A 23,876-nucleotide genomic window follows, 5' to 3' on the forward strand; every position below is an offset into this window, starting at 1 on the left:
ACGGAAAACCGTTGCTCGTGCGCAGACTTTTTACCGTCTGCGAACGAGTCGCACTGACCCAGAAATCTTCCGTTGATTTTTCGCCCTCACCCTTGGTATTTGCGATAATGGTATTGACCAGCTTCAAGATATCTTTTTCACTCCGGATATAATGGAACGGATTGTAATGCATGGACTTTTTAAAGTTGATCGTATTTAATACCTTGATCCGGTATCCTCCATTTACCAGCATCTTCCCGCATTCAACGATGATCGTTCCTTTCGGATCGGTGACCACATAGGATACGTGGTCCGTCATCTGCATAAGATTGGGCTTCACATAGAATCTTGTCTTTCCGGATCCGGAACCACCGATAACGATCACATTCTTATTTCTGGCATACTTCGGAGCTTTTGGTCGGCTGTTCATGGTCAGACGTTCTGTTTCTGTGAGGATGACATTGTTTTCAAAAACCGGATCCATGAAGGGTTCGATGTCTTTTCTGTTTCCCCATCTTGCAGATCCATACTCCACACCCTGCCGGAACTTCTTTGCGTTTTTAGAACGATAGTAGACAACCAGTTTTAATGCACCTGCAGCCAGAACACCTACTGTAAGGTCCTGCAAAGCGATACTTGGCAGCCAGCTTAAAAATGCCAGTCGAAAATTGACTAACATCACGCCAAGTCTCTGGACCATGCTTTCTCCCAGGCAATGCCGGTACAGCCAGGATCCTTTATCTGCTACATAGAAGATAAAGAAATATGGGAGATTTAAGATCACCAGCCGTTTGATCTGGATCTTCTGTAATTTCTCCCGCATCATCGTTCCTGACCTCTGGATTTTTGTCTCTGCTTCACACGCTGGCGGTGCTTTGCTTTTCTTTCTACAGATTTCTGCAGTTTCTTTCTGACCGATGGTTTCTTCACCTGTTTCTTTTTCAGTTCTACTCCGGCATATTCCCGGAAAGCCGCTGTCATCACATCCACATCTTTAGCCTTAAAGAAGACCAGATATTTCGGTGGATCCGCACCGACTTCTTTTTTCAGGCTGTAATCAATCCCGTATTTTCTTGCCACACGGTCAAAGGATTTGATATTTTCATCTGTGATCTTTATGTTGGAAAGCTGTACTCCCTGTGCATTCAGCTGCTTGATGGTCTGCTTTCCATGTGGCTTTTTCTTTTCAATCTTTTTTCGGGCTTTTTCCCTTCCTTTCTCCTGGGCCCGTCCGGTCTTTTCAGCCATTTTCACCTGCGTTGCTTTCTGTTTCCTCCGGTTGTCCATTTCCAGGAACTTCCGAAGGGCTGCTTTTAGCACACTGGCAGTGATCTTGACTCCCTGGATGCTCAGGCTGATCACTTTCTGATTTACTTCTTCCTGCAATTACCCACGTCCTTTCTTTCCTTTCATTTCAGAATGAAGACGGGCAATACAATATCCGATGCATGGAACATGTTTTCCATACGGACAGCCACCACATGGTGTTGTTTTTACCGCTTTTTTCTTTTCAGGAAGCAGATAATGGCACTGCTTCAAGTTACAGCCTTTCTTTTTGCTTCCCCACCAGTAACAGTACTTACAGGACCATGGCTTTTCTTCGCTGTACTTTCTTCCTTCTATAGCTGCATTTGGTTCTATGATCAGATCTTTATTTGTCTTCATTCTGTTCTTCCTCTTTTCTCATGATTTCTGTCAGTTTTTTCTCTGCCTGACTTCCGGCAGCAATGAGACAATACAAAACTGTAAATATTGCCGCTGCTCCCAGAAGAGCAACAAAAATAATGATATTTCTCATGGTTTCTCCCATCTAAAAAAGCGTCCACAGATTCCTTTCGGTTTCCATGAACGCTCATTCTTATTTGATTAGTGTTTCTTTTTTCTCATAAATGCAAGGGCTCCTGTACCAGTCGCACCAATGCCGAGAAGCATAAACCACAGCCACAGATTGGTGTTATCCCCAGTCTTTGGTGAATCACTGACAGGTTTTCCACCTTCCGGTGTCTTTTCTGCCGGTTTTTCCTCATCTACCATGGTTACATGCTGTACTTCACTAGTATCCTTTACTTCGAATTCCACATCTTTTGCAACCAGATAGCCATCCGGTGCTGTTTCTTCACGGAGAGTGTATTTTCCGATTGGAAGCATTTCGATGTAATGTGCTTTCTCTGTACTGGTCCAGCTTTCCACAACTTTTCCATCCTGATCAAGGATCGTGAGTTTTGCTCCCGGAAGTTCTTTTCCGGCGATATCCTGTTTGGAGATTTTCACCTTCGTCACATCATCCTTCATCTCAACTTTCTGCACATCGGCAGTATCTTTGATGGTGAACTTCACGCTTTCAGCTGTCACATAACCATCGGCCGGTTTTGTTTCAACCAGTGCGTATTCTTTTCCGACAGTCAGCTCACGGATCACATGTGCTTCTTTACCGGAAGTCCATTCATCCACGATATTTCCATCGGCATCTACCACTTTCAGCTTACATCCTGGAAGTTCTTTTCCGGTTGTCAGACTGGATTTGGTAAATTCTACAACGGTTGGCTGATTCTCAAAGGTAAAATCATAGGTTACAGTCGGCTGATTCTCACCTGCATACTCAAAAGTAAATTCCTTTACTTCATCGTTGGTTACGAATCCATCCGGTGCATAGAGTTCTTTTACATAGTAAGTGGCTCCTATTGGAAGATCTGCAACAAATGTGATCTTTCCTTCTTCATCCGTAGATTTCAGTTCAATGATCTCATTGGCTTCGATCAGGACTTTACCAGTTGTCTCAGACTTAATGTCTTCTTTGGCAAATAATCCAAAGATAGCTCCTTCCAGTGTACGGTCAGAATCTTTTTCCTTCTTAAGTACACTGACTTCTACTCTCTGACGGTTGTTCTGCCAGTCTTTGTCATAGACTACAACCGGTGTATTCTGATCCACGTAAGTCAGATTTACATGACGGATTTCACCATCCAGTACATGACCGTAAGCAGTTCCTGTTTCTTTCACATAGTATTTACCAAGTGGAAGATTTTCCAGTTTTGCAATACCGGTTTCATCTGTCTTGATCGTTGCAATCAGTTCATCCTTTTTATAGTAATCGTCACTGACGCCATCGGCAGCCTTGATGTCTTCCTCAGCATAGACTTCAAAAGTAACATCTGTCAGCTTTCCGGTTACATAGTTGAAAATGTGTTCCACCACACCTTTGACCTTATCGGCCAGTGTAACAGAATCCAGAAATTCTCCCTTTTTGTTGATGATGAGTTCACCAACCGGTACCTCGTCCTTCATTTCCACTTTCTGAACCTCTCCGGTATCTTTGACTGTGAATGTCACATCATTGGCTACCAGATAACCATGCGGTGCAAATTCTTCATGAAGGGTATAAGTCTCACCCACTTTCAGATATTTGATCACATGCGGTGCATCTTTGGAAGATGTCCAGCTGTCTACCACATTTCCATCTTTATCCGTTACTTTCAGATAAGCTCCATCCAGTTCTACACCAGTTGTTGCATCTGATTTTGTGATCTCAACAGTTGTTGGCTGGTTCTTCTTTACGGATTTTAATGTTACTGTCTGTACATCCTGCCCCTGATAAGAAGCATCAAATCTCAGTACTTCATCAGAAGATACGAATCCATCCGGTGCTTTCAGTTCTTTTACATAATAGCTTCCAAGTGGAAGATCCAGTGTACATGCTGCCTGACCTTTTTCATCAGAAATCATTTCCTGTAAAAGAGTATCTGCTTTGACGATCACTTTTCCATCTTTTGTCTGGATGTCTTTTGCATTGTAAATACCGAACACTGCTCCGGCTACTGTATTACCTGTCTCAGCATCCTGTTTTTCGACCGTAATCGACACTTTCTGTCGTTCATCTGTGACAGAGATTTCTTTCTCAATCACTTTGATATCCTGATCCGCATAAGCAAATTCGACATTTTCCGGCACGGTATTTAACACATAAGTGTCCGGTGCATTCTTCTCTTTAACATAGTACCTGCCAAGTGGAAGATTCTTTACGGTTGCATAACCATCTGCATCCGTTGTGACGGTTGCTACCAGTGCATCCTTTGCAAAATACAGAGTTCTCTGTCCATCTGCATCTACCTGATGATCGGCAGTATAGATATCCTCTGCCGCATAGACTTCAAATTCAGCACCTGCAAGTCCAGCCATTTCATACTGGAAGTCCTTATCAAATCCCTTTAACACTTCACCCTGTTTATAGATCTTTAACTGACCTTTGACCGGGGCATTGGTATATTCCACATCAATGACTGCATCTCCTGTGACAGGATCGGTCAGATAAGCAGTATCTGTATCAACTGCAACTGTCACATAGTTTTTGGATATTGTGTACCCATCGGGTGCCGTCACTTCCTCAATCCGGTAGTTGCCAGGTTTCAGATTCTTTGGCAGTACCAGGTATCCTTCCTCATTTGTGAAATAGGATTTGTGTACCGTTGGCTTCGGATAGGATGTTGTCTGTTCCACATATTTCTGATTATCCAGGTCGTATACCTTGAACTCAGTATTTGCCAGGAGTACAGATTTCTGTGTTTCTGCATCCTTTTTGATGATCTTTAATTTTGCTTTGAATTCTTTATCCAGAAGCACTCGCCATGTCTGCGGTGTATCCGGATGATTCTCTGTGATCTTCACTATAAAATCATCAACCGGTGCATAGTTGTGTTTGCTTGTGGTTTCTCTTACCACATAAGTTCCATATGGAAGCGGAATCGATCTTGCATATCCTTTTTCATCGGTAAACATTTCTGCCTGGCCATCTGCAGTCAGTACAACTGGTCTGGCTGAGTCAAAATCATAACTTCCATCTGCTTTTACTTTCAGATCACTGACAAGCCATGCTGAAAAACCGACTCCCTGCAGAAGATCTGCATCGGTCTTTCCATTGTTTGCGGCTTTAATGATCTGGAACGGCTGCTTAATGACTGTTTCTTTACATACAGAAGTTCTTTCTACTGTCGGAACAGTAGCACCTTCGTAAGTACAGTCCACATCATGTTCTGTCGGATCCAGTACGTACCCCACCGGAGCACTAAGCTCTTTCAGATAATACTTTCCAAGATAGAGATCTGATACAGAAGCTTCGCCATTCTTATCCGTTGTCAGGGATGTGATCAGGGTGTCTTTCTTATAGATTGTTCCGGTTCTTCCATCCGGATGAACAATGTCTTCTCTTGCATAAAGACCATATACCGCACCTTCCAGTGTTGCGTCTCCCTGGGCTTCATTGCCTGTCTCAGCATCCTGTTTTGCAATGTTGAGCTTTGCATTTGTTCGCTTATCCGTTGCATTTTTGGTCGTTGTCTTTCCGATAGCAAGAGTCACATTATAAGACTTTGTATCAATCTGATACCCTGTTGGAACAGAGATTTCTTTCAGATAAACAACTTCCTGTGTCTTTTCCATTGTAAGCTGTGAAGCACCATTCTGATCAGTTTCAGGCATCTCTGCGATCAGCTTTGTACATGCAGCATCGGAATAGATCCCGTACACTGCACCAGCCAGTGCATTGCCTGTATCCTGGTCTTTCTTTACAATGGATACCTTACATTCTTTTGTCCAGGTTACTTTAAAATCCACATATTTCTCATTTCCGACACCTTCACCGAAAACAAGAGCCAGATCCTGTGTTCCGGATCCTGTTACAATCTTGTAAGCAGAGTATTCTTTATCAATGCTTCCCTTCATCTGAGAAGAAAATGTAGCACTGACGCTCTCTGCCTGATCAAGTGGTGCTGTCAGATAAAACTGTGTACCTCCACTGATTTCTACACTTGCTCCTGCAGCACTTGTTTTACCGGTTGACACATTTACAAGCTTTACACCACTTGGCAACTTAAATGTAATCGTCTGCAGTTTATCTGCTTTGAATGTGATCACACTTGTTCGCTGGCTGTTTCCTTCCACATAAGCCTTTACATTAGATTCGGAAAAGCTCATATCTACAGACGGAATGTCCGGCATATTTACACAATAGTTATAAAGTTCCATTGCCAGGTTCTTTCCTGTCGCATTGGTTCCGGATGCCCAGTCACTGGATCCATTTGCATAAGCCGCTGCAAGATGGGTAATGATGAATCTCTTTCCTGCCGGAAAATCCGGATGTTTCTCATCGAAGAAACCATTCTCATCACTTGCTTTTGTTCCGTAATAGCAGACCTTTGCAAGTGTCTTTCCATCGGCAAGTTTCTGGATCGTATAAGTTCCATTTCCCGGTCCTTTTTTCGATGGTTCAACACAGTATGCTGTCGCATTGATGTTTCCCCATTTCACATAATATGGACAAGTCAGATAAGAACCTAATCCATAATCTGCGTAATAGTACCAGGAACCGGCTGTGACGGTGACTGATTTTGTTCCTGTTTCACCGGAAGCAAGCATCATTGGCATATCAAAAGTAATACTTTCGCCTGCTTCAAGATCTGCAAGAGCAACTTCCTGGTCAACCGCTTCCTGCATAACCTCTGAGAGTGTGATCCCTGTTTCCGGATCAACGGTCTCCTGATCCTCCGTTGCTTCGATCTCTGCATCAAATTCTTTTTCTGTCAGTTCTGTTTTGCTCTCCGTGTCAGCAGCACCAGTTTCCTCTGTAGACGAGTCAGCCTCAGAATCCTCTGTTTCTGTCTTATCGGAAGAACCAGCATCCTGATCAGAAGAACTTTCTGACTGCGAATCTTTCTGCTGATCCGCTTCTTTTACCACGATCTTTCGATTGATCTGGTAGGTTGGGTGATCCGTTGTCTGTGGTTCTACATAATAGACTGCCTTATAGGAATTGGCATAATCGGTAGAAAAGTCATTTCCATCCGTATCTTTTGCTTCCTGAAATGTAACTTTTACTTTGCTGTCATCCTGGATCGTAAGACCGGTATAATCACTCTTTACATCGAAATTGTCTCCAACCTTGATCTCATAATCCTTTGCAGTTACCACTTCATCTTCATCCAACTGATCCTTGATCTCCTCATAATACGGAATCTTTTTTACAGATCCGGCATCATCAGAAGCATAGGCAACAGCGGGAGAGAGTACCGTCGATAGAACCGTTACTGCAGTCAGTAAACCGGACATCACCCTGCGTGCTTTCTTTTTCACGTTCATTCTCTTAAATCCTTCCTTTCTGATTTTTTTGTGTATGGTTATCTGTTCGTGTCTGCGTATTATCTTTTATACGAAGATGATCGCCTCCTTTCCTGAAATTTGCGCTATTTGGGACAGTCAGCACAAGCTGAGATAACAGCACAAATATATGGCGGTACCTGTTTGTCACAAATACCGCCACATGATTTCTACTGTCATCCTCTTTTCAGATTCAGACATTTTATTTTGATTTAAGATTTAAGCGTTTTCCTGTTTTCTTTCCCGGATCCGTTCCTATATCAGTTTCCATCTCTGATACGTTTTCTTCTGGCAGACACGCAGCTTTTCGCTCTATGCATGTTCAAACCGAATATCACTCCGGGCAGGCTATTCATTTTTCAAGGTACATGAAGGTGTTCTATGCAAACCCTTCATATAACGAAACGCTCAGAGCCTGTTTTACAGTGGTCTAATTCAATTTTTTTAAAATTCTTCGTTTTCCGCCTTTTTTTTCATCGTTTTTAATGCCCTGTTCAGGAGGTCATTTACACTCTGCTGTTTGATTCCCAGATAATCTGCAACATCCTGCTGACGCATTTCCTCGAAATAAACCAGATTGAGTACCGTCTTTTGTCTCTCTGTTAACTCTTTGATCAAAGCGTTTAGAATTTCTCTGTCGATAACATCGTCAACAAAATCTTTTGAAGATCCTCTCATAATCTCCGCATCATCTGTAACATCGCTGTTAGAAAACACACCATGATTGGTGCTGATTTTGCTCTGGCTGTATGCCATACGGTCTTCAGCCTCCATCAGCAGACGGATATACCAGTTTTCATTATCAAAGAACTCTTTATTGAATTCCTTGTTATCGCCAGTTACACTCACATATTCATAGTCATCACAACTATGAAGCGGAAATACGGTTGATTGATTTCCTGCTGTATAAAGTACATATCCGTGATCATAAACAGAGATTGTTGTATCTGCATTGATCATTTCCTTTACTACAACTTTGTGTTCCTTCAAGGATTTCACGCTTGGGATTCTCTTCTCCACATCAGCAACTTTCACGATTTTTTTCAGTTCTTTTAATGTCAACATAAAGACCACCTTTCTGCCTTTCGGCTCCGGGTGGTCCATTCCATCTTTTATGAAATTTCTGCACAGACATAAAGAACTGCAGTACAAGAGGTCACGAACTCACCCGTTTTTTTTGAACGGGAATCCGCGACTCCTTTGTAACGCATGTATCTGCGTTTAGATTAAGTTTGCCAGATTGCCTGGCTTATTCAGTTGATATGTGCATCTTCTGATTCATTCTCTGTTTGCTCTTTGCGAAACATGGAATAATCGCCCATAGCATCGTAAGGACAATGCCTTACAAATTCCTGGTATTCGATTTCAGTCATCTTTGCTTCCTCCTTTGTGTCATATTATCAAAATCTCTCTCTGCAATTATTTTTGCAGAAGAGAATTCAACCTCTATATAACGAAACGCTGAGAGCCTGTTTTACAGTGGGGTACGACAAAAAATTTAAAAATTTTTTGAAATACATCAAAAAAGCCCGACAAAACAAATACTTCAACAATCTCCAAAACCAGAAAATACTTCTGATCTTGCAGTGTATCCGTAAATGTTTTGCCGGGCTCTTAGTGATTCCAGTCAGGTTCAGCTCCTTGACAAACTCTTGCTATCTGGTGCGTTCTTGATGGTTCCTGCCAAATCCAACACTTACTACAGACAGCTCATTCTATTCTGTTATGATCCCTGATTCATCATCTTTCGGGAATACGTCCGCATCCTGGACTTTAATTGTTCATCTCGGATGTGGATCGGACGAACCGACACCATATCATCCTTTACAAATATCTCCAATGTACTGCGACATTTTTTGCACTCCACTTCTGAATCGCTTTGTGCGCTCTTTTCAATAAATGCTCCACATACAGAGCAGTGTACATGCCATTTAATAGCACCTGATCCCATATAGGCTTCCTCCTTTAAGCAATAAGATATTTCTCCATTTATTACTCAACGGACCAAAGGGAAATCAAATCCGCCTTATGAGCATCATGCCATCCATTCCGTAAGTGCCAAAGCTACACGAACAGCACGATTTCTATTCTGATCAGATCTGCTTTGTCGATCTGTGCATCCTTTTTTATCCTTTCACCAGCTACCACTCACTCTTTCCGGTATAAAAAATTCCGCTGTGATTAATTAACATGATATTTCAATAGTTTCAAATACATCACCAGTCAGATCACAGATGTCCTGGATCTGAATCTCGGTATCATCAATCCGTAAGTGGACTGATGGATCAAAAAATTCTACGGTTCCAGATAATGTATGGTACTGACCAATTAATGGATTCTTCCATGACTTTTGAAAATAAGTTGCCTGTATCTTCATTCCATATGCCAGGATTCTTAATTTCATATCCAGCTCATTTTTCTTTTCCTCAGATAAATCTCTTTTTGGTTCATAAATGATTTCCTGTTGCCGGATCGTTTCATCCAGTCCACGAAGTGCCGCAAATGGAGCAAACTGTTTTGCCCTGCGTCCTACATCCATGGGATGCCTCCTGGAAACCGGTCTTGGTAAATATAAATACGGTTGATATGCACTTGCCAGCACTTTTTGCACCTCCTCTAAGCACGGTGACCACCAATCTGTTCATTGCGTTCTCTATAGGTGGAACACTCCAGCAGATTGGATCCACGCATGATCGCATTCTTTCCATAACGCTGCTTTACATTCAATACTGCTTCCTGTAAATGCCGTTCCTTATCGGTCTGTTTGGGATCATCAAACAGGCTGTACTGCACATAACTTTCAGGAGCAACCCTGTTCGCACACACCTCGATTCTTCGGATTCCGGTATATTTGTCTGCAATCCTGAGATATAAATCTGCCACTGCATCTATGATTTTTTTGGAACTGTTACTTCCTCTTTCAAGTTTTACTGTTCCTTTGGATGCCTCATGCTCATACCTGTGGTCGTATGCAATCCATAAGGTGATAGAACTTGTCACCAGTCCCTTTTCAAACAGATCCAGGACCAGGTTGTCTGTCATTTCCCTTACAATCACGAGTGCTTCGTCAAAAGAATAATTTCGCATCAGCACCTGGCCATTCGATAGGCTGTGTTCCTCAGAATGATAGTTCTTGATGTCACTCATCCGGCATGTTTCATAACCCCATGCATGATCGATCAACAGCTCTGCATCAATCCCAAACATCTTATACAGCCAGTCTTCGGATCTTAAAGAAGCCATTGCGATATCGCCCATCGTATGGATCCCGTAACCGGCCAGTTTTTTTTCGGTCCGGGATCCAATCCTCCAGAAGTCACTTAATGGTTTATGATCCCATAGCTGCTCTCTGTAAGAGAATTCATCCAGGATTCCAATATGGTCATCCACATGCTTTGCTACGATATCCATTGCAATCTTAGCAAGATACAGATTGGTTCCCACACCTGCAGTTGCAGTGATGCCAGTTTCCTCCATGACTGCCTGCATAAGCTTTACCGCCATTTCTTTTGCAGTGAGATGATAAAGCTGCAGATAGTTTGTCACATCAATAAAACACTCATCAACACTGTACACATGGATATCTTCTTTTGAGACATACCGCAGATAGATTCCATAGATCTTTGCGGAATAATCCATGTACAACTGCATCCTCGGCATGGCTGTAATGTACTTCACACAATCCGGTATCTCATGGATCCGGCACCGGTTCTTGATGCCAAGCGCCTTCATGGCCGGAGTGATTGCCAGGCAGATTGTTGACTTTGATCTGGTAGGATCTGCAACCACCAGGTTTGTTTTAAATGGATTCAGCCCACGTTCTACGCATTCTACAGAAGCATAAAAGGACTTCAAATCAATACAGATAATAGAAGTCTGATCCTGACTCACATTGCCACCTCCCATACGTCTTTCCTCTTTTTGTAACATGTATCCCATTTTGACTATCAATGATTGTCTATCCTTCCTGTTTTCATTGAATTACAGGAAATTCATTTCACATATCCATTGACAAAAGAGGAAATATTGTGTATCTTATAGGAAAGATGTTTCCCTTATCTGTGATTCACATTATAGGAGAGATATTTCCCTTTGTCAAGATTAATTTTTATTTTTAAGGAAACACATTTCCCGTTTTGCCTTGAAGCGGCTAATGAAACTTATAAGACAGGGCTTAGAAAGAGGTATGTTTATGACATTCGGTGAAAAAGTAAGATCATTAAGAAAAGAAAAAAAGATGAGTCAGCAGGAACTGGCCAGTATGGTTGGTGTTTCATATAGGACTATTCGATCCTGGGAAGTAGAAGGACGTTTTCCAAAACAAAATGTTCTGTATCAGAAACTGGCAGATGCATTACAGTGTGACGTTTCTTATCTCATGAGTGAGAATGAAGCTTTTATCACAGAAGCATCCGAACAGTTTGGTAACCGTGGTGCCAGACAGGCTCAGCAGATTCTGGAACAGGCTGCAGCTATGTTTGCCGGTGGATCACTGACAGACGAAGATAAAATAGCTTTTATGGATGAGATCCAGAGCCTTTATCTGGATTCCAAAAGACGTGCAAAGAAATTTACACCGAAAAAATATCTGAAAAACCAAGAGGAAAAATAATAGAAGGCGGGATTATTGTACACCTAATCTGTTACCTTATAGTTACAAGGATATTTCTGCCCTTTTATTTTTTACTTTTGAGGTGATTTATTTGAGAAACACTTACATATATACAGAAACAAAGAAATTAATCAAGAAATATGGAACCCGAGATCCATTTGAGATCATGGATCAGATGAACATTGTTGTCGGGGAAACTTCCAGATATAAGACACTGAAAGGATATTGTTTTATGAGCTGCAAGACGATCTATGTCATGATCAGTAGTTTCCTTTCAGAAGAAGAAAAGATGATTGTTGCCGCCCATGAATTAGGGCATATCATTCTGCATCGTTCCCAGCTGAAAATGGCTCCGATGCAAGATGATACCCTCTACAATATGACGGATAATACAGAATATCAGGCCAATCTGTTTGCTGCCGATCTGCTGATTGAAGATGAAGACATTGAAGAGATGGTTCAGAACGAAGACCTGGATTATTTCGGACTCTGCAGTTCATTGAATGCGACTCCGGAACTCATGAGCTTTAAATTATACAGCCTGACAAAACGAGGCCAGGCTTATCATATGCCGATGGAGATTCAGAGTAATTTCCTGGCAAAATAATAAAGGATAAGTGTATTCTACAATAAGAAAACTATAGATTTATCTCACTGAAAGGGGGATTATTTATGTCAAAACATCATATAGAAAAGGTAACCTGCCCTTCCTGCCATCATGAGGGAGATTTTGAAGTCTGGGACAGCATTAATACTGTACTGGATCCTGCAATGAAAGAGAAGGTACTTAATCAGTCTATTTTCCTTTATACCTGCCCAAACTGTGGAGAGACCTTTCGTTTAAACTATCCTACACTCTATCACCAGATGGAAGATCTTGTCATGATTTATCTGGTTCCTGAATCAGAAGTAGAGAAGACATATGAAATGTTTTATGGAGAAAATGCTTTGGCTGATTATCGTACCGAAAAGTACTTATACCGGATTGTGACATCAGCAAATCAGCTCGTTGAAAAGATCCAGATCTTTGATGCAGGTAAAGATGACAGGGTAATGGAACTTGTTAAATTACTTGCGACAGATTCTATTCTCAAAAATGATCCCGATATAGAATTTGATGAACTGCGCTTTGCTGTCGACGACGACGGAACAAATATTCTTGTAATCATTAATAAGGGTGAGATTACTGGTGCAGTTGACATTGACAATATGTATGAATTTGCTTCTTCACACTGCAATGATTTCAAGGATCTCCGCGATGATGATGAAATAGTTATCAATAGGGAGTGGATCCTTAACAAACTTGCCGAAGCAGAAAACGAATAGTATATTTGGTGGCTACACCCCCAAGCCCCTGTAGAATAAATAACGCCAGTACTGGATATCAAATCCCGCACCGGCGTTATTTATTAAAATATTTTGTTTTTTAATCTTCAACACTCTCTACTGAAACTTCTTTTTTCTTCCTACTTTTACCAGAAATCATCTTGTGTCCTGTATAAATAGCCATAATCATGCAAAGCAAAGAACTTGCTGCAAAGTACTTATGGCCTTCTTTTGATCCCTTATAACCTGTATAAAAAGTTCCAAGCATTGTAATCAGTGCACCGATAGACCAATATTTATGTGATTTCATTCAGATACCTCCTGCCGTTTTTCTTAATCATATACCTTTTAAAAGATATATACAAACTGGTATTTTGAATCAATCGACAAGCAGCTCGGATCTTCCACTATAAATTCATACCTTCAGCAAATAGGATATGGCAATAAAAATATATCCGGAGATTTCTCTTCCTACTGGATGCAGTCATCCTTAAAGATTTCACCAGTAGAACAAGTTGAACTTTTGAAAAATTTATATCGAAACAACTTCAACTTTACTCCTGCTAATATTCATGCCGTCAAAAATTCCATCCATCTTACCGCCTCTGAAAATGGAGAATTTATGGAAAAACCGGAACCGGACGAGTGAACGGGCAGGATATAAATGGCTGGTTTATAGGTTTTATAGAAAGCCAAAATAATACATACTTTTTCTCCACAAATATTCAAAGCGAACAACGTGCAACTGGTAGTAAAGCATCAGATGGTGCTTTATCTACTCGTATTGATTCGTCACATAAATATAAGCATCTTCCAACGTTGCAGGAATTGACATACACTCCAATTCTGGCTGTATTTCAGAAATCACTCTTAACTGCAATCCCCCCTCAACATACTGTTTAGATGTAATACGATACTTCTGTTCCACTTCTCTTGCTTTTCTCTCATCAGGTACTTTGCAAATCCAGATTTTCCCCTGTGCTTCTTCTGTCAAATTCTTCATAGAACCCGCATACAGAAATCGACCTTTATGCATAATTGCAAGCTGATTGCAGGTGGCAGCTAAGTCTTCTACCACATGAGTTGAAAACAAAACCGTTCTGTTTTCAGAAAAATCTACTAACAAATTGCGGATGCGAATACGTTCCTCCGGATCTAAACCGGTAGTTGGCTCATCCACAATTAAAAATTCCGGTTCATTTAAAAGCGCCTGCACCAATCCTACCCGTCGCTTCATACCGCCTGATAACTGCTTCATTTTCTTCTTACGATGTTCTATAAGACTGGTCTTTTTCAAATAATAATCTATCCGCTTTCTACATTCTGCTTTCGGAACACCTGCCAGATCTCCCATATACTCCAAACACTCCTGAACCGTCAAATTAGGATACAGTTCAATTTCCTGTGGTAAATACCCTATCTTTCTTTGGATTTTTTCATAGTTTCCTTCGCTATACAAAATTCCGTCTAATGTAACCATTCCGTTTGTAGGTTTAAGCACAGTGGTCAAAACTCTCATCAAAGTTGTCTTTCCCGCTCCATTTTCTCCCAATAGTCCAAATATCCCATTTGGTATATCTAAATCTGCATGGTCGATTGCTGTGACACTATTCTTAAATCTTACCGTTAAATCCTCAATATGAATACTCATAAATTTACCCTCTCTTTCTTACGATCTTCGGCAATGCCAGTAACAAAATCAGTCCGATACAAATACACAAGCCTTTCCCATACAGCCATGTAATATCGGCAGTATTTTCTATATCTCTAAAAGAATAAGAAAACAGATTCCATGCTCCAAAAAGTTTATCTCCACCTGTGGAATTTGTTGCTACCCATATCAAAAGACTGCTTCCAATTCCCATCCACATATTGCGAAAAAGCATAGACAATGTATTAGCCAATATTCCCCAAAAGAAAATAGTTACTACAATCGCCCCAAAACAGGTAATAAACTGAAGTATTTCACTTTCTGTTACTGGATGTGTAATTGGTTTCTGAAACGCAAAAAACAATCCATATCCAAGAACAGCGAGCAGCAGCAAAAAAGTTCCCTGTATCATCAGTCTCTGTATAATAGAATAGATTCTCTTTTTTATCTGATACAGTCTCTGAACTTCGGAACGGTTGCTTGTAATTTCCTGCACATAAGTATCTGCACAAAAAACAGCAGTCAATATCGCAAAAGGCGGCTCTATGGATAGTCCTATTTCATACGTGAAAACAACTGCACGAATCACACTTAAAATTACAACAAAGGATACTGCATAAGCAATTTTATAAAATGGCAGAACAATCTTCATTTCCTTCTTCATTTATATTCGCCTCCGCTTCCAAATCTGTATCGAAATCAGTATAATTACTACCGATACAATAATAAGAAAACTTTGATTTAAGAGCGCCATCGGGGGCGGTGTCGTATCAAAAAGCTGCCCCGGAAATCGTACCATGATTGCCAAAGGTTTGCCCCAATATCCGTAAACTCCCTCTGCATTAGTTCCGCCCAAATTGGAATACACCATATAAAGAATCAAAAGTGGTACACCCGGAAGTGGATTTTTAAATATGAGTGAAATCAATGTATATATACTCACAATCATCAGCATATTAGGCAATATATAAAGTACCGTAGAAGCCACAAAATCCCATAGTCGCACTTCAAATCCACTATCCTTTGTATAGATGCGGCACAATACCCAAAACAGTATATTCAAAATAGTTAGCACAAGCAAACAAATTGTAAATCCTGCACTCACTTTTCCCATTACATACTTCCCGGCAGTCACAGGCTTTGTATGCAACAATTCATAAGTATGCTTTTTTGTATCTTGTAAAAATAAAACCGCCAACATAATAATTGCAAAAAACACCATATACAGACCCGCAAAATCAGCAAATTTTCTTGCGTAATAAAAAGAAAATGTCTTATCTTCCAATTTTTTATCTAGATATGCGTTGATTTCTTCTGCCGTTCCCTTATAATACGTACTGTCCTCGTATAAATACCTTGCCCCGTACCAGTCATATTCCTGCTCCAAATACGCATAGGCCTCTTTTAAATTCATGCTTTCCAGCTTTTCAATGACATTCTGTGCTTCTGAATCCGTCAATCCAAACACATCCGTTAATTTTATTTTTACCTTTTCATGCCATACCTCTCTGTGCTTTTCAGGCGTGGCTGGAATATAGCCCTCATACACTTCTCCTTCAACCGAAGTGTTGGACTGATCATTGATGATTTTCTCCCCCGTTGTAAGATAATGTGTGGTTAAATATGGACTTGTCGCATTAAACACACCATAAATCACAAGCAGAACACCTACCCAAAATAACGGTCGCTTTAGATAATTCATAATCTCTCTTTTAAAAATAGCAATCATACGTATTCCTCCTTTCCTTCGTTATAGACATCATAAAATATAAATCACAACAAAAAGACAACAGCATAAAAAAATCGGACCGCTCATGCAATCCGATGAAATACTGCTGTTATTACAGCTCCACTCTGTTTTTCATTTTCTATCAGTAACTGACCACCATGCTTTTCACAATACAATCTGCTGATATACATGCCCATTCCTGAATGTTTCAAACTGTCTTTCACATTTTGCTGATAAAAAAGCTCTGTTGCCTTTTGCTTATCTATTGTAAATCCCACTCCATCATCCTTTATTCTGATCTGTAATTCAGAACAGGTAAGAAACACTTCCATTTCCACTTTTGTCTTGGCGTAACGAAAGGCATTTGACAAAAGGTTTTCTATAACCTCTAAAATCACTTCCTTATCTCCTGAAAATTTTTCTTCTGTTTCCGAACATTCTAATTCATATAGCTTTCCAAATTTTTTCCTAAACACGTTCATCTCTGCCCGTACGTCTATTTCTACCTGTTTACTGGTAATTTCTTCTGCTACTAACTCCCTTGTATCTAAACTGCTCATCTTTCGCATAGTTTCCACAAAGATATCCATACGTTCAATCTGTTTTTTGCTTTCATTTACCATTTCTAAGGCTTGCTCCATGTTTATCTCTTTCTTCGGAAGATATTCTGAAAGCATTTCCTGATACCCCTCCAGCACAGAGAGCGGAGAACGTATATCATGTGCAATGGCAGCCCGCAAAGCCTTTTCTTCCTCAAGCATTTTCCATAACTGTTGATTATTCTCTGCCAGCTGTCCTCTCATTCGTTCAAACTCTTTGCACAATCCGCCCATCTCATCTTCATTTTCATAAGTGATATGGAAATCTAAATTATTTCGACCAACTTGTCGGGAAGCCAGTTCTAATTCTTCGATAGGGCATTTCAGTTTATGCTTATAAAAAAGAAATACCGCTATAATACTCCCTGCAACAGATACGATAAGCACTGTAAATGTCTGAAGAAAATCACATATTTCCGATACATGATAATCAAATTCTTTCATTTCATAAGAATGTGGTCTCGGAACATCTGGCAAATACCTTCTACCATCCCCTTCAGCCATTTCAAAATATTCTTCTTGGTCTACATAATTCCACCAAATGTTGTTTTGTACTGTGCTTGCTATTCGCATAATTAGTGCTGAAAGATAAAAACTAATTATTAAACTAATTATCATATACAAAACAATGGTTTTCCTTAACGAAAGATTTTTTATTTTGCCCATTTATATCCCCTCCCCCATACCGTTGCAATATATTCGTGTTCCGAATACATTTTCATTTTCTTGCGGATTCTGCGAATCAACTCCGTAACCACCCGGCTGTCCCCTTCTGCATCATATCCGCCAATCTTCTCATAGATTCGTTCTTTATCAAATACCATTTCAGGGTTCATAGACAAAAATTCTATGATCTCATACTCTAATTTCGTAAGCTCTAAAGCATTCCCTTTAATATGTACACATTTACTGGCATAGTCAATCACTAATTCTCCATAAAACCTTTGTTCTTTTTTCCTATGTAAACGTTCTTCACGTTTCAAATGGGCAATAATTCTAGCATCTAATTCTTTCAAACTAAATGGTTTTAAAACATAATCATCACCACCAGACAACAATCCCATTACTCGATCCTGTTCTTCTACTTTTGCAGTCAAAAAAATAATCGGACAGGAAACCATATCTCTGATTCTTCTGCACACTTCAATTCCGTCCATTCCCGGCATATTTACGTCCAATAAAATAATATCGGGATTTGCACTTATCTTTTCCATTGCTTCTATGCCATTTTCTGCAATAATCACTGTATAATTCTTCAATGTAAAGTATTGATTCAACATTTTTAGCAATTCTCTATCATCATCAACCATTAAAATTTTATAGTTCATAAATTCCACCTCTGGCTATAATGCTATCTTTTCTTTATAGTATATCTTATAAAAAACAACAAATAAACAACAATTCCTAAAAGGCAACAGCCTTTCTAAACTGCCGCCTTTTCTCCTTCATTTTATTTCCATTATTGATAAACCATCTCTGTATCCACAATCTCCCTTGCACACGATTACATATTGTTCATTCTCGCTACCCATTCCATCTGATTTTCTGCCTTTAACTGTTCCGTGATCCCCTGTGCCTGTTTCATCTGCTCTACAATTCTTTCAAACCTTAAATACTTATAGTAGTCTGTATCCAAACAAACAAGCCGAAGTCGCACAACAACTTGAAAATCTTATCAACGGAACAACAGTCCCAGATACTATTATAAAAAAGGAAAAAGAGCTCCTTCGAGCTCTTTTGATTCAGTTCTGTAAACTTGAATTTACTCAATTCTTACTTCGACACCTTCAATCTCAACATAAACGATTTTGTCGGTATCAGTGTTGTTTTGCATATTTATACCTACCTTAAACCAAGCGCCTTTTTCTACATCCATTTCAACTGGCATTCCTGGGGTAAGATATGTTGGCTCGTATGCATTTTCTTCCTTGACACTAATTGGTTTTAACACCACCTCTGTATCGCCTAATCCATCGCCAGAATAAATTGTAATCTTGTTGCCTATCGGGGAGATTTCCTCATCGGAATAGACAAAATCCTCTTGATAAACAATTTCTTCGGTACTTCCTGCAGGGACAACAATTTTGATTTTGTAGGTATCATTCTTACCACATCCTGTCAAAGCAAGAACACAAGCCAATGTTAGAACTAATGCTATCAATTTTTTCATACATTCACACTCCTTTGTTAAATTCAAGTTATCTAACTGTTTCAATCTCCGATTTGCACTTCAAATCGTTTTCTTTATTCTATCATAGCATCCATTATTCCGCCATCAGTCTTTCGAACCAGGTATCCATGACAATGATAAACTGGCCTGCTCCTGGCAATTCTTGTAGCATTTCGTCAAGAGTTTTCTGTTTCACATATTTCTGCACATACACCCAACAGGCAATGCTACTGGCTTCTGATACAATGTCAGCTATGGTTTTGCGCATAAGCTCTTCAAATTCAGTAATTTCTTCTTTTGGGACAACATCATACAGGGTTGGTGCCTGATGACTTAATTTTACTCCATTTTCATTTGCATCTTTAAGCAGATTCTTAACTTTTTCTCTTGAATTCTCCGGTACTTTCATGTACTCCCACATAAATGCTACCACATCGGCCGGTGTGTCTTTTTTAAGTGGTGGTAACTGAATAAAATCATTGTTTTCGCTCATTTTCATATCCTCCTCACGATATAATAAAATCAATAATACGTTCTCTTGTCATGTCCAGTACAGTATCTACGAACACTCCTGCAAAAAGGATCAGATACAGAATTACACTCAGCGAAAACAGAAATGCAACCTGTACCCAGTCATGGTAACAGTATGCAGTCGCTATAATCAATAAAGTGAATATAAATCCAAGGATTCCTCTGACAACCGCATAAGTCTGTACTGTCATTTTTACTGCCAGGCCGATCACAAAAAGGATCAACCATACCGGCAGTAATAAGATCTTCCCAGCAAGTTTTAAAATAAACATGTGCACCTCCTATCTTACCAGTCCTGGCATATCATGGTTCACCTCTGCCTGATAATACCCGTTCATCGTTGACGGTGCATTAAACAGAGCTGCTAATAAATATTTCTTGATGTTCTTCACCTTTGTGGTGTTACCACTCATACAGTGTAAGACATACTCGATATGTGAATAGGTCAGCATCAGAAATTTTTTCTTCACCAGTGATGCCGGATACCAGTTGCTGGCAATCAAGATCTTGTCATTTTTACACATCACAGTCTCTACGATCAGGTTCACGATTTCATCTACCTGCCGCATATCGTCATGATGGGTTACTTCCAGTGATTCATAATCAATGGTCTCTTTGACAAGGTTTTCATAAGCCTGATAATCCTCAGAGCGGTTATCGCCATCGGATCGATTCTCATCTGCAGATACGATTTGATTAGATTTATTATCATTCATTTCAGTATCACTAAGATTAGTATTATTAGGGTTTGAAATGTAAACTTCTTGAAGTTTGTTTTCGGGACTTCTAGAAGTTTGATTTTGGGACTTCATGAAGTTTGAAATGTAAACTTCTGTAGATTCCTCATTTTCCACAGAAGTTTGTTTTTTAAACTTCTTTAATTCCTCTTCATATTTTTTCTCATCTGTTTTCTCAGGCATAAAGGTTTTCACGTAGATAACGTTCACCTTTCCAAATCCCTGCCTGCGTTTCTCAATCAGACCAATTCCTGTTTCGTCATCCAGCTCTCTCATGGATTTGATGGCTTTATTTCTGCCACAGTTCAGTAATTCCATGATATCTTCGATGGAAAAGTAGATATATGCTCTGTTTTTGTCGTCAAACCACTGATTTTTGATGGAAAGAGACATTCGATCCAACATCAGTCCATATAAAATTTTAGCATCGCTTGATAAATCTTTAAAATAGCTGTCTGTAAATAATGCTTTTGGTATACGGTAGAAGCTGAACTGGTCAGCTTCGGTACCGTAAAAATAATTAAATGTCATTTTTTTCTCCATAATTTCCTCCTTTCATTTTCTGCTAAGAAGTCCTCTTTTTAAACTTCTTTGACATTGTTTTCTTAGCTTTTTCTCTCCTTAACAGGACTGTTCCTGCATCCACTTTTCTAATAATGATTCAATCACCTGCTCCATATCTTTGGCTGTATAATCATCCGGAAAGTACTTTGTCAGTTTCTTTTCTGAGAAAGTGAGAGACCGGGATGCTTTCTTTGCCATCACACAGTTATTGAAAATTGATAACATCTGAATCTGATTGATTGGTCCATCATTTAGCTGATTTCTGAGTGCTGCAATCTGTTTTGGTTTGATGAATCCGGTGTCGCTGATATATTCGTAGATCCATCCCTGTACTTCCTTATCGATGTAGGAAATATTGACAGCAACCGTGAATTGAAGCTTTTTGTTATCTACCAGATCAAGAAGTTCCGGAATTAATTCTGTCAGTCGGATATAACGCTGAACACTTCGTGCACTTTCTCCAACCTGTTCTCCTAATAACTGATCTGTTCTCGACTTCGTGCCACTTTGGCACAAAGTTAAATCTGTCCGACTCCCCTGTCTTTTCATTGCATCAAGTTTCATCTTATAAGCAAAAGCTTTTTCACTTGGCAACAATTCCTCTCGCTGAATGTTAGCGTCCACCATCACCACAATGGCATCATCATCTGATAATTCTCTTACGATTGCCGGAATAGTTGTAAGTCCTGCAAGCTGTGCTGCATGCATTCTTCTGTGACCGGATACCATTTCATATTCTTCGTTTTCATCCATGCGAAGCAATACCGGTGTCAGTACTCCATTGATCCTTACACTTTCAACCAGATCCTGCATCTTTTCATCATCCAGCACCTTGAACGGATGATTTTTAAACGGATGGATCTTACTAATCTCTATCTCCATTGCAGATTCTTCATTTACCACACCCAGCAGTTCATCAATGCTTGCCAGTTTAATCTTTTCGCCACTTCTATTTTTCATTTTTCAAAACCTCCTGTGTTAAGTTCTTATATGCCTCTGCAACTTTTCCTTTCGGGCAGTGCATATAGATACTTTTTCCCTCTGCACTGGTCTCAGCAGCTTTTACAGACATCGGGATCACATTTTCAAATACTTCAATCTGGCTTCCGTAGGTTGTATGTACTCTCGATGCAATGTCCCTTGCGTAATTGGTTCTGAAATCTACCATAGTCAGGAGAATGCCCTCAATCGCCAGTTTTCGGTTCAGTCTTTTCTTTACTGTAAGAATGGTTTTGATCAGCTGCTGAAGTCCTTTAACAGGCAGATATGCGGCCTGCACAGGTATCAGAACAGAATCAGAAGAGACCAGTGCATTGATCGTCATCATACCAAGGCTCGGCATACAGTCGATCAGGATATAATCGTATCGGGATCTTATCGCATCGATATATTCCTTCATGATCATTTCCCTGCTCATAACATTTCCCATCGTTACTTCCAGGGCAGAAAGCTCAATATTTGCCGGAAGAAGATCTACATTTTCCTGGTGATGTAAGATTCCATCTTCCAGAGAGATTTCTTCTTCATTGATGACGTCCATCATAATAGTTGCCAGTGTGATGCGAAGATCATCCGGTTCCTCATATCCAAGACTTGCGGTTAAACTTCCCTGTGGATCTGCGTCGATCAGCAACACTTTCTTACCTTCTCTTGCCAGTCCAATGCCTACATTTACGGTTGTGGTGGTCTTTCCGACGCCACCTTTCTGGTTTACTACGGATATAACTTTACACATGATTTCTTCCTCCTTTAACTTTCCCATGATTCTTTTTTCCATAATTTCAACAATGCCAGTATTTCCCGCTTCATCATTGCCGGTGTATAAGAATTTGGAAAATACTTGTGTAACTGCTCGTTTGTGAATGCCACTCTTGTGATCTCACCCTTTTTCACTTCACACATGATTTCTTCCATCTTTTCCAGTGACAACTGTTTTTCTTTACTCAGTTGCCGGATCCTCTGGGCCTGTGAGAGTGATGGGATTGCCTGTGCATACTCCATTGCTACAAGCAGTTCCTTTTGCTCTTTTTCACTTAATGCAGCTATCTCTACAGCCGGACAAAAAGAAATGATCTCATCATCCAGTTTCTGCAGCATTTCCGGTATCAGTTTTGTCAGTGAGATATAACGCTGCACTTGTTTTGGGCTATCACCACAATCTTCACTGATGATTTCTATTGCCCGCTTTCTTGGTGTTTTGTGGTCAACTTGGCTCTTTTTTCGACCACTTTTTCTTTTTAATACGTCATTCTTCAGTTTGTAAGCAAAAGCTTTTTCACTGTAGCTGATCCGTTCTCTGTGAAGATTAGAATCTACCATGCTTAAAATGGAATCATCTTCACTTAATACCCGGATGATTACTGGTACTTTACGGTATCCCAGTTTCTCCGCAGCATGTTTTCTTCTGTGACCGGATATGATCTCATAGTATCCATCCGGTACTGGTCTGACGATTAGCGGATTTAAAATTCCATACTTCTCAATGCTTTCCTGCAAAAGAAACATTTCCTTATCATCTTTTACCTGAAACGGGTGCTCTTTGAACGGACGAAGACGCTCAATCTCAATTTCTATGATTCTTTCTTCGTTTTCTCCTGATTGTCTGTTTGGCTCAGTCATCTTGACTCCTTTCCTCCAGGATTCAGGAAATAAAAAATGCCTGCCTGGAACTTTTATAGATAGTAAAGTTCCAAACAGACATTGCTGTTTGACCATTAGCTGTAGCTAATAGAATTAAATACTGTTTCAGCTAATTCATGTTTGCAGGTTTGGGAGAGATTGTTTCTTTTCCCGCCTTTTCTCTGATTTACATCCCCGAATAAGGGGTGACAA

Annotated in this window: 25 protein-coding genes and 2 pseudogenes; 4 read left to right on the plus strand and 23 right to left on the minus strand. The window is 40.0% G+C overall.

Features of this window, described 5'->3' with window-relative positions; translation table 11 throughout:
- From LIQ05_RS12215 to LIQ05_RS12255, 9 genes are all read right to left on the minus strand, one after another.
- On the minus strand, window positions 1–805 hold an 805-nt coding region (locus tag LIQ05_RS12215; RefSeq protein WP_226820965.1), incomplete at its 3' end, for a type IV secretory system conjugative DNA transfer family protein.
- A complete protein-coding gene (locus LIQ05_RS12220) occupies window positions 802–1,365 on the minus strand; it encodes a PcfB family protein (protein WP_055163285.1) in 564 nt (187 codons plus the stop codon). The genes LIQ05_RS12215 and LIQ05_RS12220, both read right to left, overlap by 4 nt.
- Window positions 1,366–1,644 (minus strand): hypothetical protein, encoded by a 279-nt coding sequence (locus LIQ05_RS12225; protein WP_055163284.1) that lies wholly within the window; start codon window positions 1,642–1,644, stop codon window positions 1,366–1,368.
- Complete coding sequence (locus tag LIQ05_RS12230) at window positions 1,631–1,777, minus strand: hypothetical protein (protein ID WP_162290843.1); 147 nt, start codon at window positions 1,775–1,777, stop codon at window positions 1,631–1,633. The genes LIQ05_RS12225 and LIQ05_RS12230 overlap by 14 nt, the downstream gene beginning before the upstream one ends.
- 68 nt (window positions 1,778–1,845) lie before the next feature.
- Window positions 1,846–7,107 (minus strand): SpaA isopeptide-forming pilin-related protein, encoded by a 5,262-nt coding sequence (locus LIQ05_RS12235; protein ID WP_226820967.1) that lies wholly within the window; start codon window positions 7,105–7,107, stop codon window positions 1,846–1,848.
- 462 nt (window positions 7,108–7,569) lie between these two features.
- The gene (locus LIQ05_RS12240; RefSeq protein WP_033126083.1) at window positions 7,570–8,229 is read right to left on the minus strand and encodes a sigma-70 family RNA polymerase sigma factor; all 660 of its coding nucleotides are present in this window, start codon (window positions 8,227–8,229) and stop codon (window positions 7,570–7,572) included.
- 619 nt (window positions 8,230–8,848) lie between these two features.
- On the minus strand, window positions 8,849–9,076 hold the full coding sequence (locus LIQ05_RS12245; protein WP_005334838.1) for a hypothetical protein: 228 nt from the start codon (window positions 9,074–9,076) through the stop codon (window positions 8,849–8,851).
- Window positions 9,077–9,310: 234 nt separating this feature from the next.
- Entirely contained in the window at window positions 9,311–9,727 is a 417-nt protein-coding gene (locus LIQ05_RS12250; protein WP_226820972.1) for a hypothetical protein, read from the minus strand.
- 14 nt (window positions 9,728–9,741) lie between these two features.
- Window positions 9,742–11,064, minus strand: coding sequence for a DNA repair protein (locus LIQ05_RS12255; protein WP_055163282.1), 1,323 nt, complete (start codon window positions 11,062–11,064; stop codon window positions 9,742–9,744).
- A 214-nt stretch (window positions 11,065–11,278) separates the two neighbouring features.
- Between LIQ05_RS12255 and LIQ05_RS12260 the strand changes: the two genes are divergently transcribed.
- From LIQ05_RS12260 to LIQ05_RS12270, 3 genes are all read left to right on the plus strand, one after another.
- Complete coding sequence (locus tag LIQ05_RS12260) at window positions 11,279–11,737, plus strand: helix-turn-helix domain-containing protein (RefSeq protein ID WP_005423558.1); 459 nt, start codon at window positions 11,279–11,281, stop codon at window positions 11,735–11,737.
- An 82-nt stretch (window positions 11,738–11,819) separates the two neighbouring features.
- Window positions 11,820–12,344 (plus strand): ImmA/IrrE family metallo-endopeptidase, encoded by a 525-nt coding sequence (locus LIQ05_RS12265; RefSeq protein ID WP_226820974.1) that lies wholly within the window; start codon window positions 11,820–11,822, stop codon window positions 12,342–12,344.
- Window positions 12,345–12,409: 65 nt separating this feature from the next.
- A complete protein-coding gene (locus LIQ05_RS12270) occupies window positions 12,410–13,063 on the plus strand; it encodes a CpXC domain-containing protein (RefSeq protein ID WP_015521698.1) in 654 nt (217 codons plus the stop codon).
- 100 nt (window positions 13,064–13,163) lie between these two features.
- Here LIQ05_RS12270 and LIQ05_RS12275 read toward each other — a convergent pair whose 3' ends face one another.
- The gene (locus LIQ05_RS12275; RefSeq protein WP_008392833.1) at window positions 13,164–13,373 is read right to left on the minus strand and encodes a DUF6219 family protein; all 210 of its coding nucleotides are present in this window, start codon (window positions 13,371–13,373) and stop codon (window positions 13,164–13,166) included.
- Window positions 13,374–13,427: 54 nt separating this feature from the next.
- Between LIQ05_RS12275 and LIQ05_RS20350 the strand changes: the two are divergent.
- Window positions 13,428–13,852: pseudogene (locus tag LIQ05_RS20350) on the plus strand (penicillin-binding transpeptidase domain-containing protein); the annotation flags it as partial.
- Here the strand turns inward: LIQ05_RS20350 and LIQ05_RS12285 are convergent.
- The 13 genes and pseudogenes from LIQ05_RS12285 to LIQ05_RS12345 all read right to left on the minus strand — a co-directional run bounded on the left by LIQ05_RS12285 (window position 13,839) and on the right by LIQ05_RS12345 (window position 23,759).
- Entirely contained in the window at window positions 13,839–14,714 is an 876-nt protein-coding gene (locus tag LIQ05_RS12285; RefSeq protein WP_015521697.1) for an ABC transporter ATP-binding protein, read from the minus strand. The pseudogene LIQ05_RS20350 and the gene LIQ05_RS12285 overlap by 14 nt on opposite strands.
- Window positions 14,715–14,718: 4 nt before the next feature.
- Entirely contained in the window at window positions 14,719–15,378 is a 660-nt protein-coding gene (locus tag LIQ05_RS12290) for a hypothetical protein (RefSeq protein WP_015521696.1), read from the minus strand.
- Window positions 15,379–16,443 carry an ABC transporter permease gene (locus LIQ05_RS12295; RefSeq protein WP_015521695.1) on the minus strand — a complete coding sequence of 355 codons (1,065 nt, stop codon included), beginning with the start codon at window positions 16,441–16,443 and terminating at the stop codon, window positions 15,379–15,381.
- Between the two features lie 83 nt (window positions 16,444–16,526).
- Window positions 16,527–17,708: a HAMP domain-containing sensor histidine kinase gene (locus LIQ05_RS12300; RefSeq protein WP_025580964.1), complete on the minus strand. Its 1,182-nt coding sequence runs from the start codon at window positions 17,706–17,708 to the stop codon at window positions 16,527–16,529.
- The gene (locus LIQ05_RS12305) at window positions 17,696–18,370 is read right to left on the minus strand and encodes a response regulator transcription factor (RefSeq protein WP_117947870.1); all 675 of its coding nucleotides are present in this window, start codon (window positions 18,368–18,370) and stop codon (window positions 17,696–17,698) included. The genes LIQ05_RS12300 and LIQ05_RS12305 overlap by 13 nt, the downstream gene beginning before the upstream one ends.
- A gap of 176 nt (window positions 18,371–18,546) precedes the next feature.
- Window positions 18,547–18,654, minus strand: a pseudogene (locus LIQ05_RS12310) (TnpV protein); the annotation flags it as partial.
- Between the two features lie 150 nt (window positions 18,655–18,804).
- Window positions 18,805–19,212 (minus strand): hypothetical protein, encoded by a 408-nt coding sequence (locus LIQ05_RS12315; protein ID WP_118692979.1) that lies wholly within the window; start codon window positions 19,210–19,212, stop codon window positions 18,805–18,807.
- A gap of 94 nt (window positions 19,213–19,306) precedes the next feature.
- On the minus strand, window positions 19,307–19,711 hold the full coding sequence (locus LIQ05_RS12320) for a hypothetical protein (RefSeq protein ID WP_173721525.1): 405 nt from the start codon (window positions 19,709–19,711) through the stop codon (window positions 19,307–19,309).
- A 7-nt stretch (window positions 19,712–19,718) separates the two neighbouring features.
- Window positions 19,719–20,015 (minus strand): hypothetical protein, encoded by a 297-nt coding sequence (locus LIQ05_RS12325; RefSeq protein WP_005334864.1) that lies wholly within the window; start codon window positions 20,013–20,015, stop codon window positions 19,719–19,721.
- A 9-nt stretch (window positions 20,016–20,024) separates the two neighbouring features.
- On the minus strand, window positions 20,025–21,023 hold the full coding sequence (locus tag LIQ05_RS12330) for a DUF6017 domain-containing protein (RefSeq protein WP_173909141.1): 999 nt from the start codon (window positions 21,021–21,023) through the stop codon (window positions 20,025–20,027).
- 78 nt (window positions 21,024–21,101) lie between these two features.
- Window positions 21,102–22,004, minus strand: coding sequence for a ParB/RepB/Spo0J family partition protein (locus tag LIQ05_RS12335; RefSeq protein WP_226820976.1), 903 nt, complete (start codon window positions 22,002–22,004; stop codon window positions 21,102–21,104).
- Window positions 21,994–22,779, minus strand: a complete 786-nt coding sequence (locus LIQ05_RS12340) for a ParA family protein (protein ID WP_055225992.1) — start codon at window positions 22,777–22,779, stop codon at window positions 21,994–21,996. The genes LIQ05_RS12335 and LIQ05_RS12340 overlap by 11 nt, the downstream gene beginning before the upstream one ends.
- Before the next feature lie 14 nt (window positions 22,780–22,793).
- Window positions 22,794–23,759, minus strand: a complete 966-nt coding sequence (locus tag LIQ05_RS12345) for a ParB/RepB/Spo0J family partition protein (protein WP_117754071.1) — start codon at window positions 23,757–23,759, stop codon at window positions 22,794–22,796.
- Between the last annotated feature and the right edge of the window lie 117 nt (window positions 23,760–23,876).

It is taken from the genome of Blautia glucerasea (genome assembly GCF_020537505.1).
GTDB lineage: Bacteria > Bacillota > Clostridia > Lachnospirales > Lachnospiraceae > Blautia_A.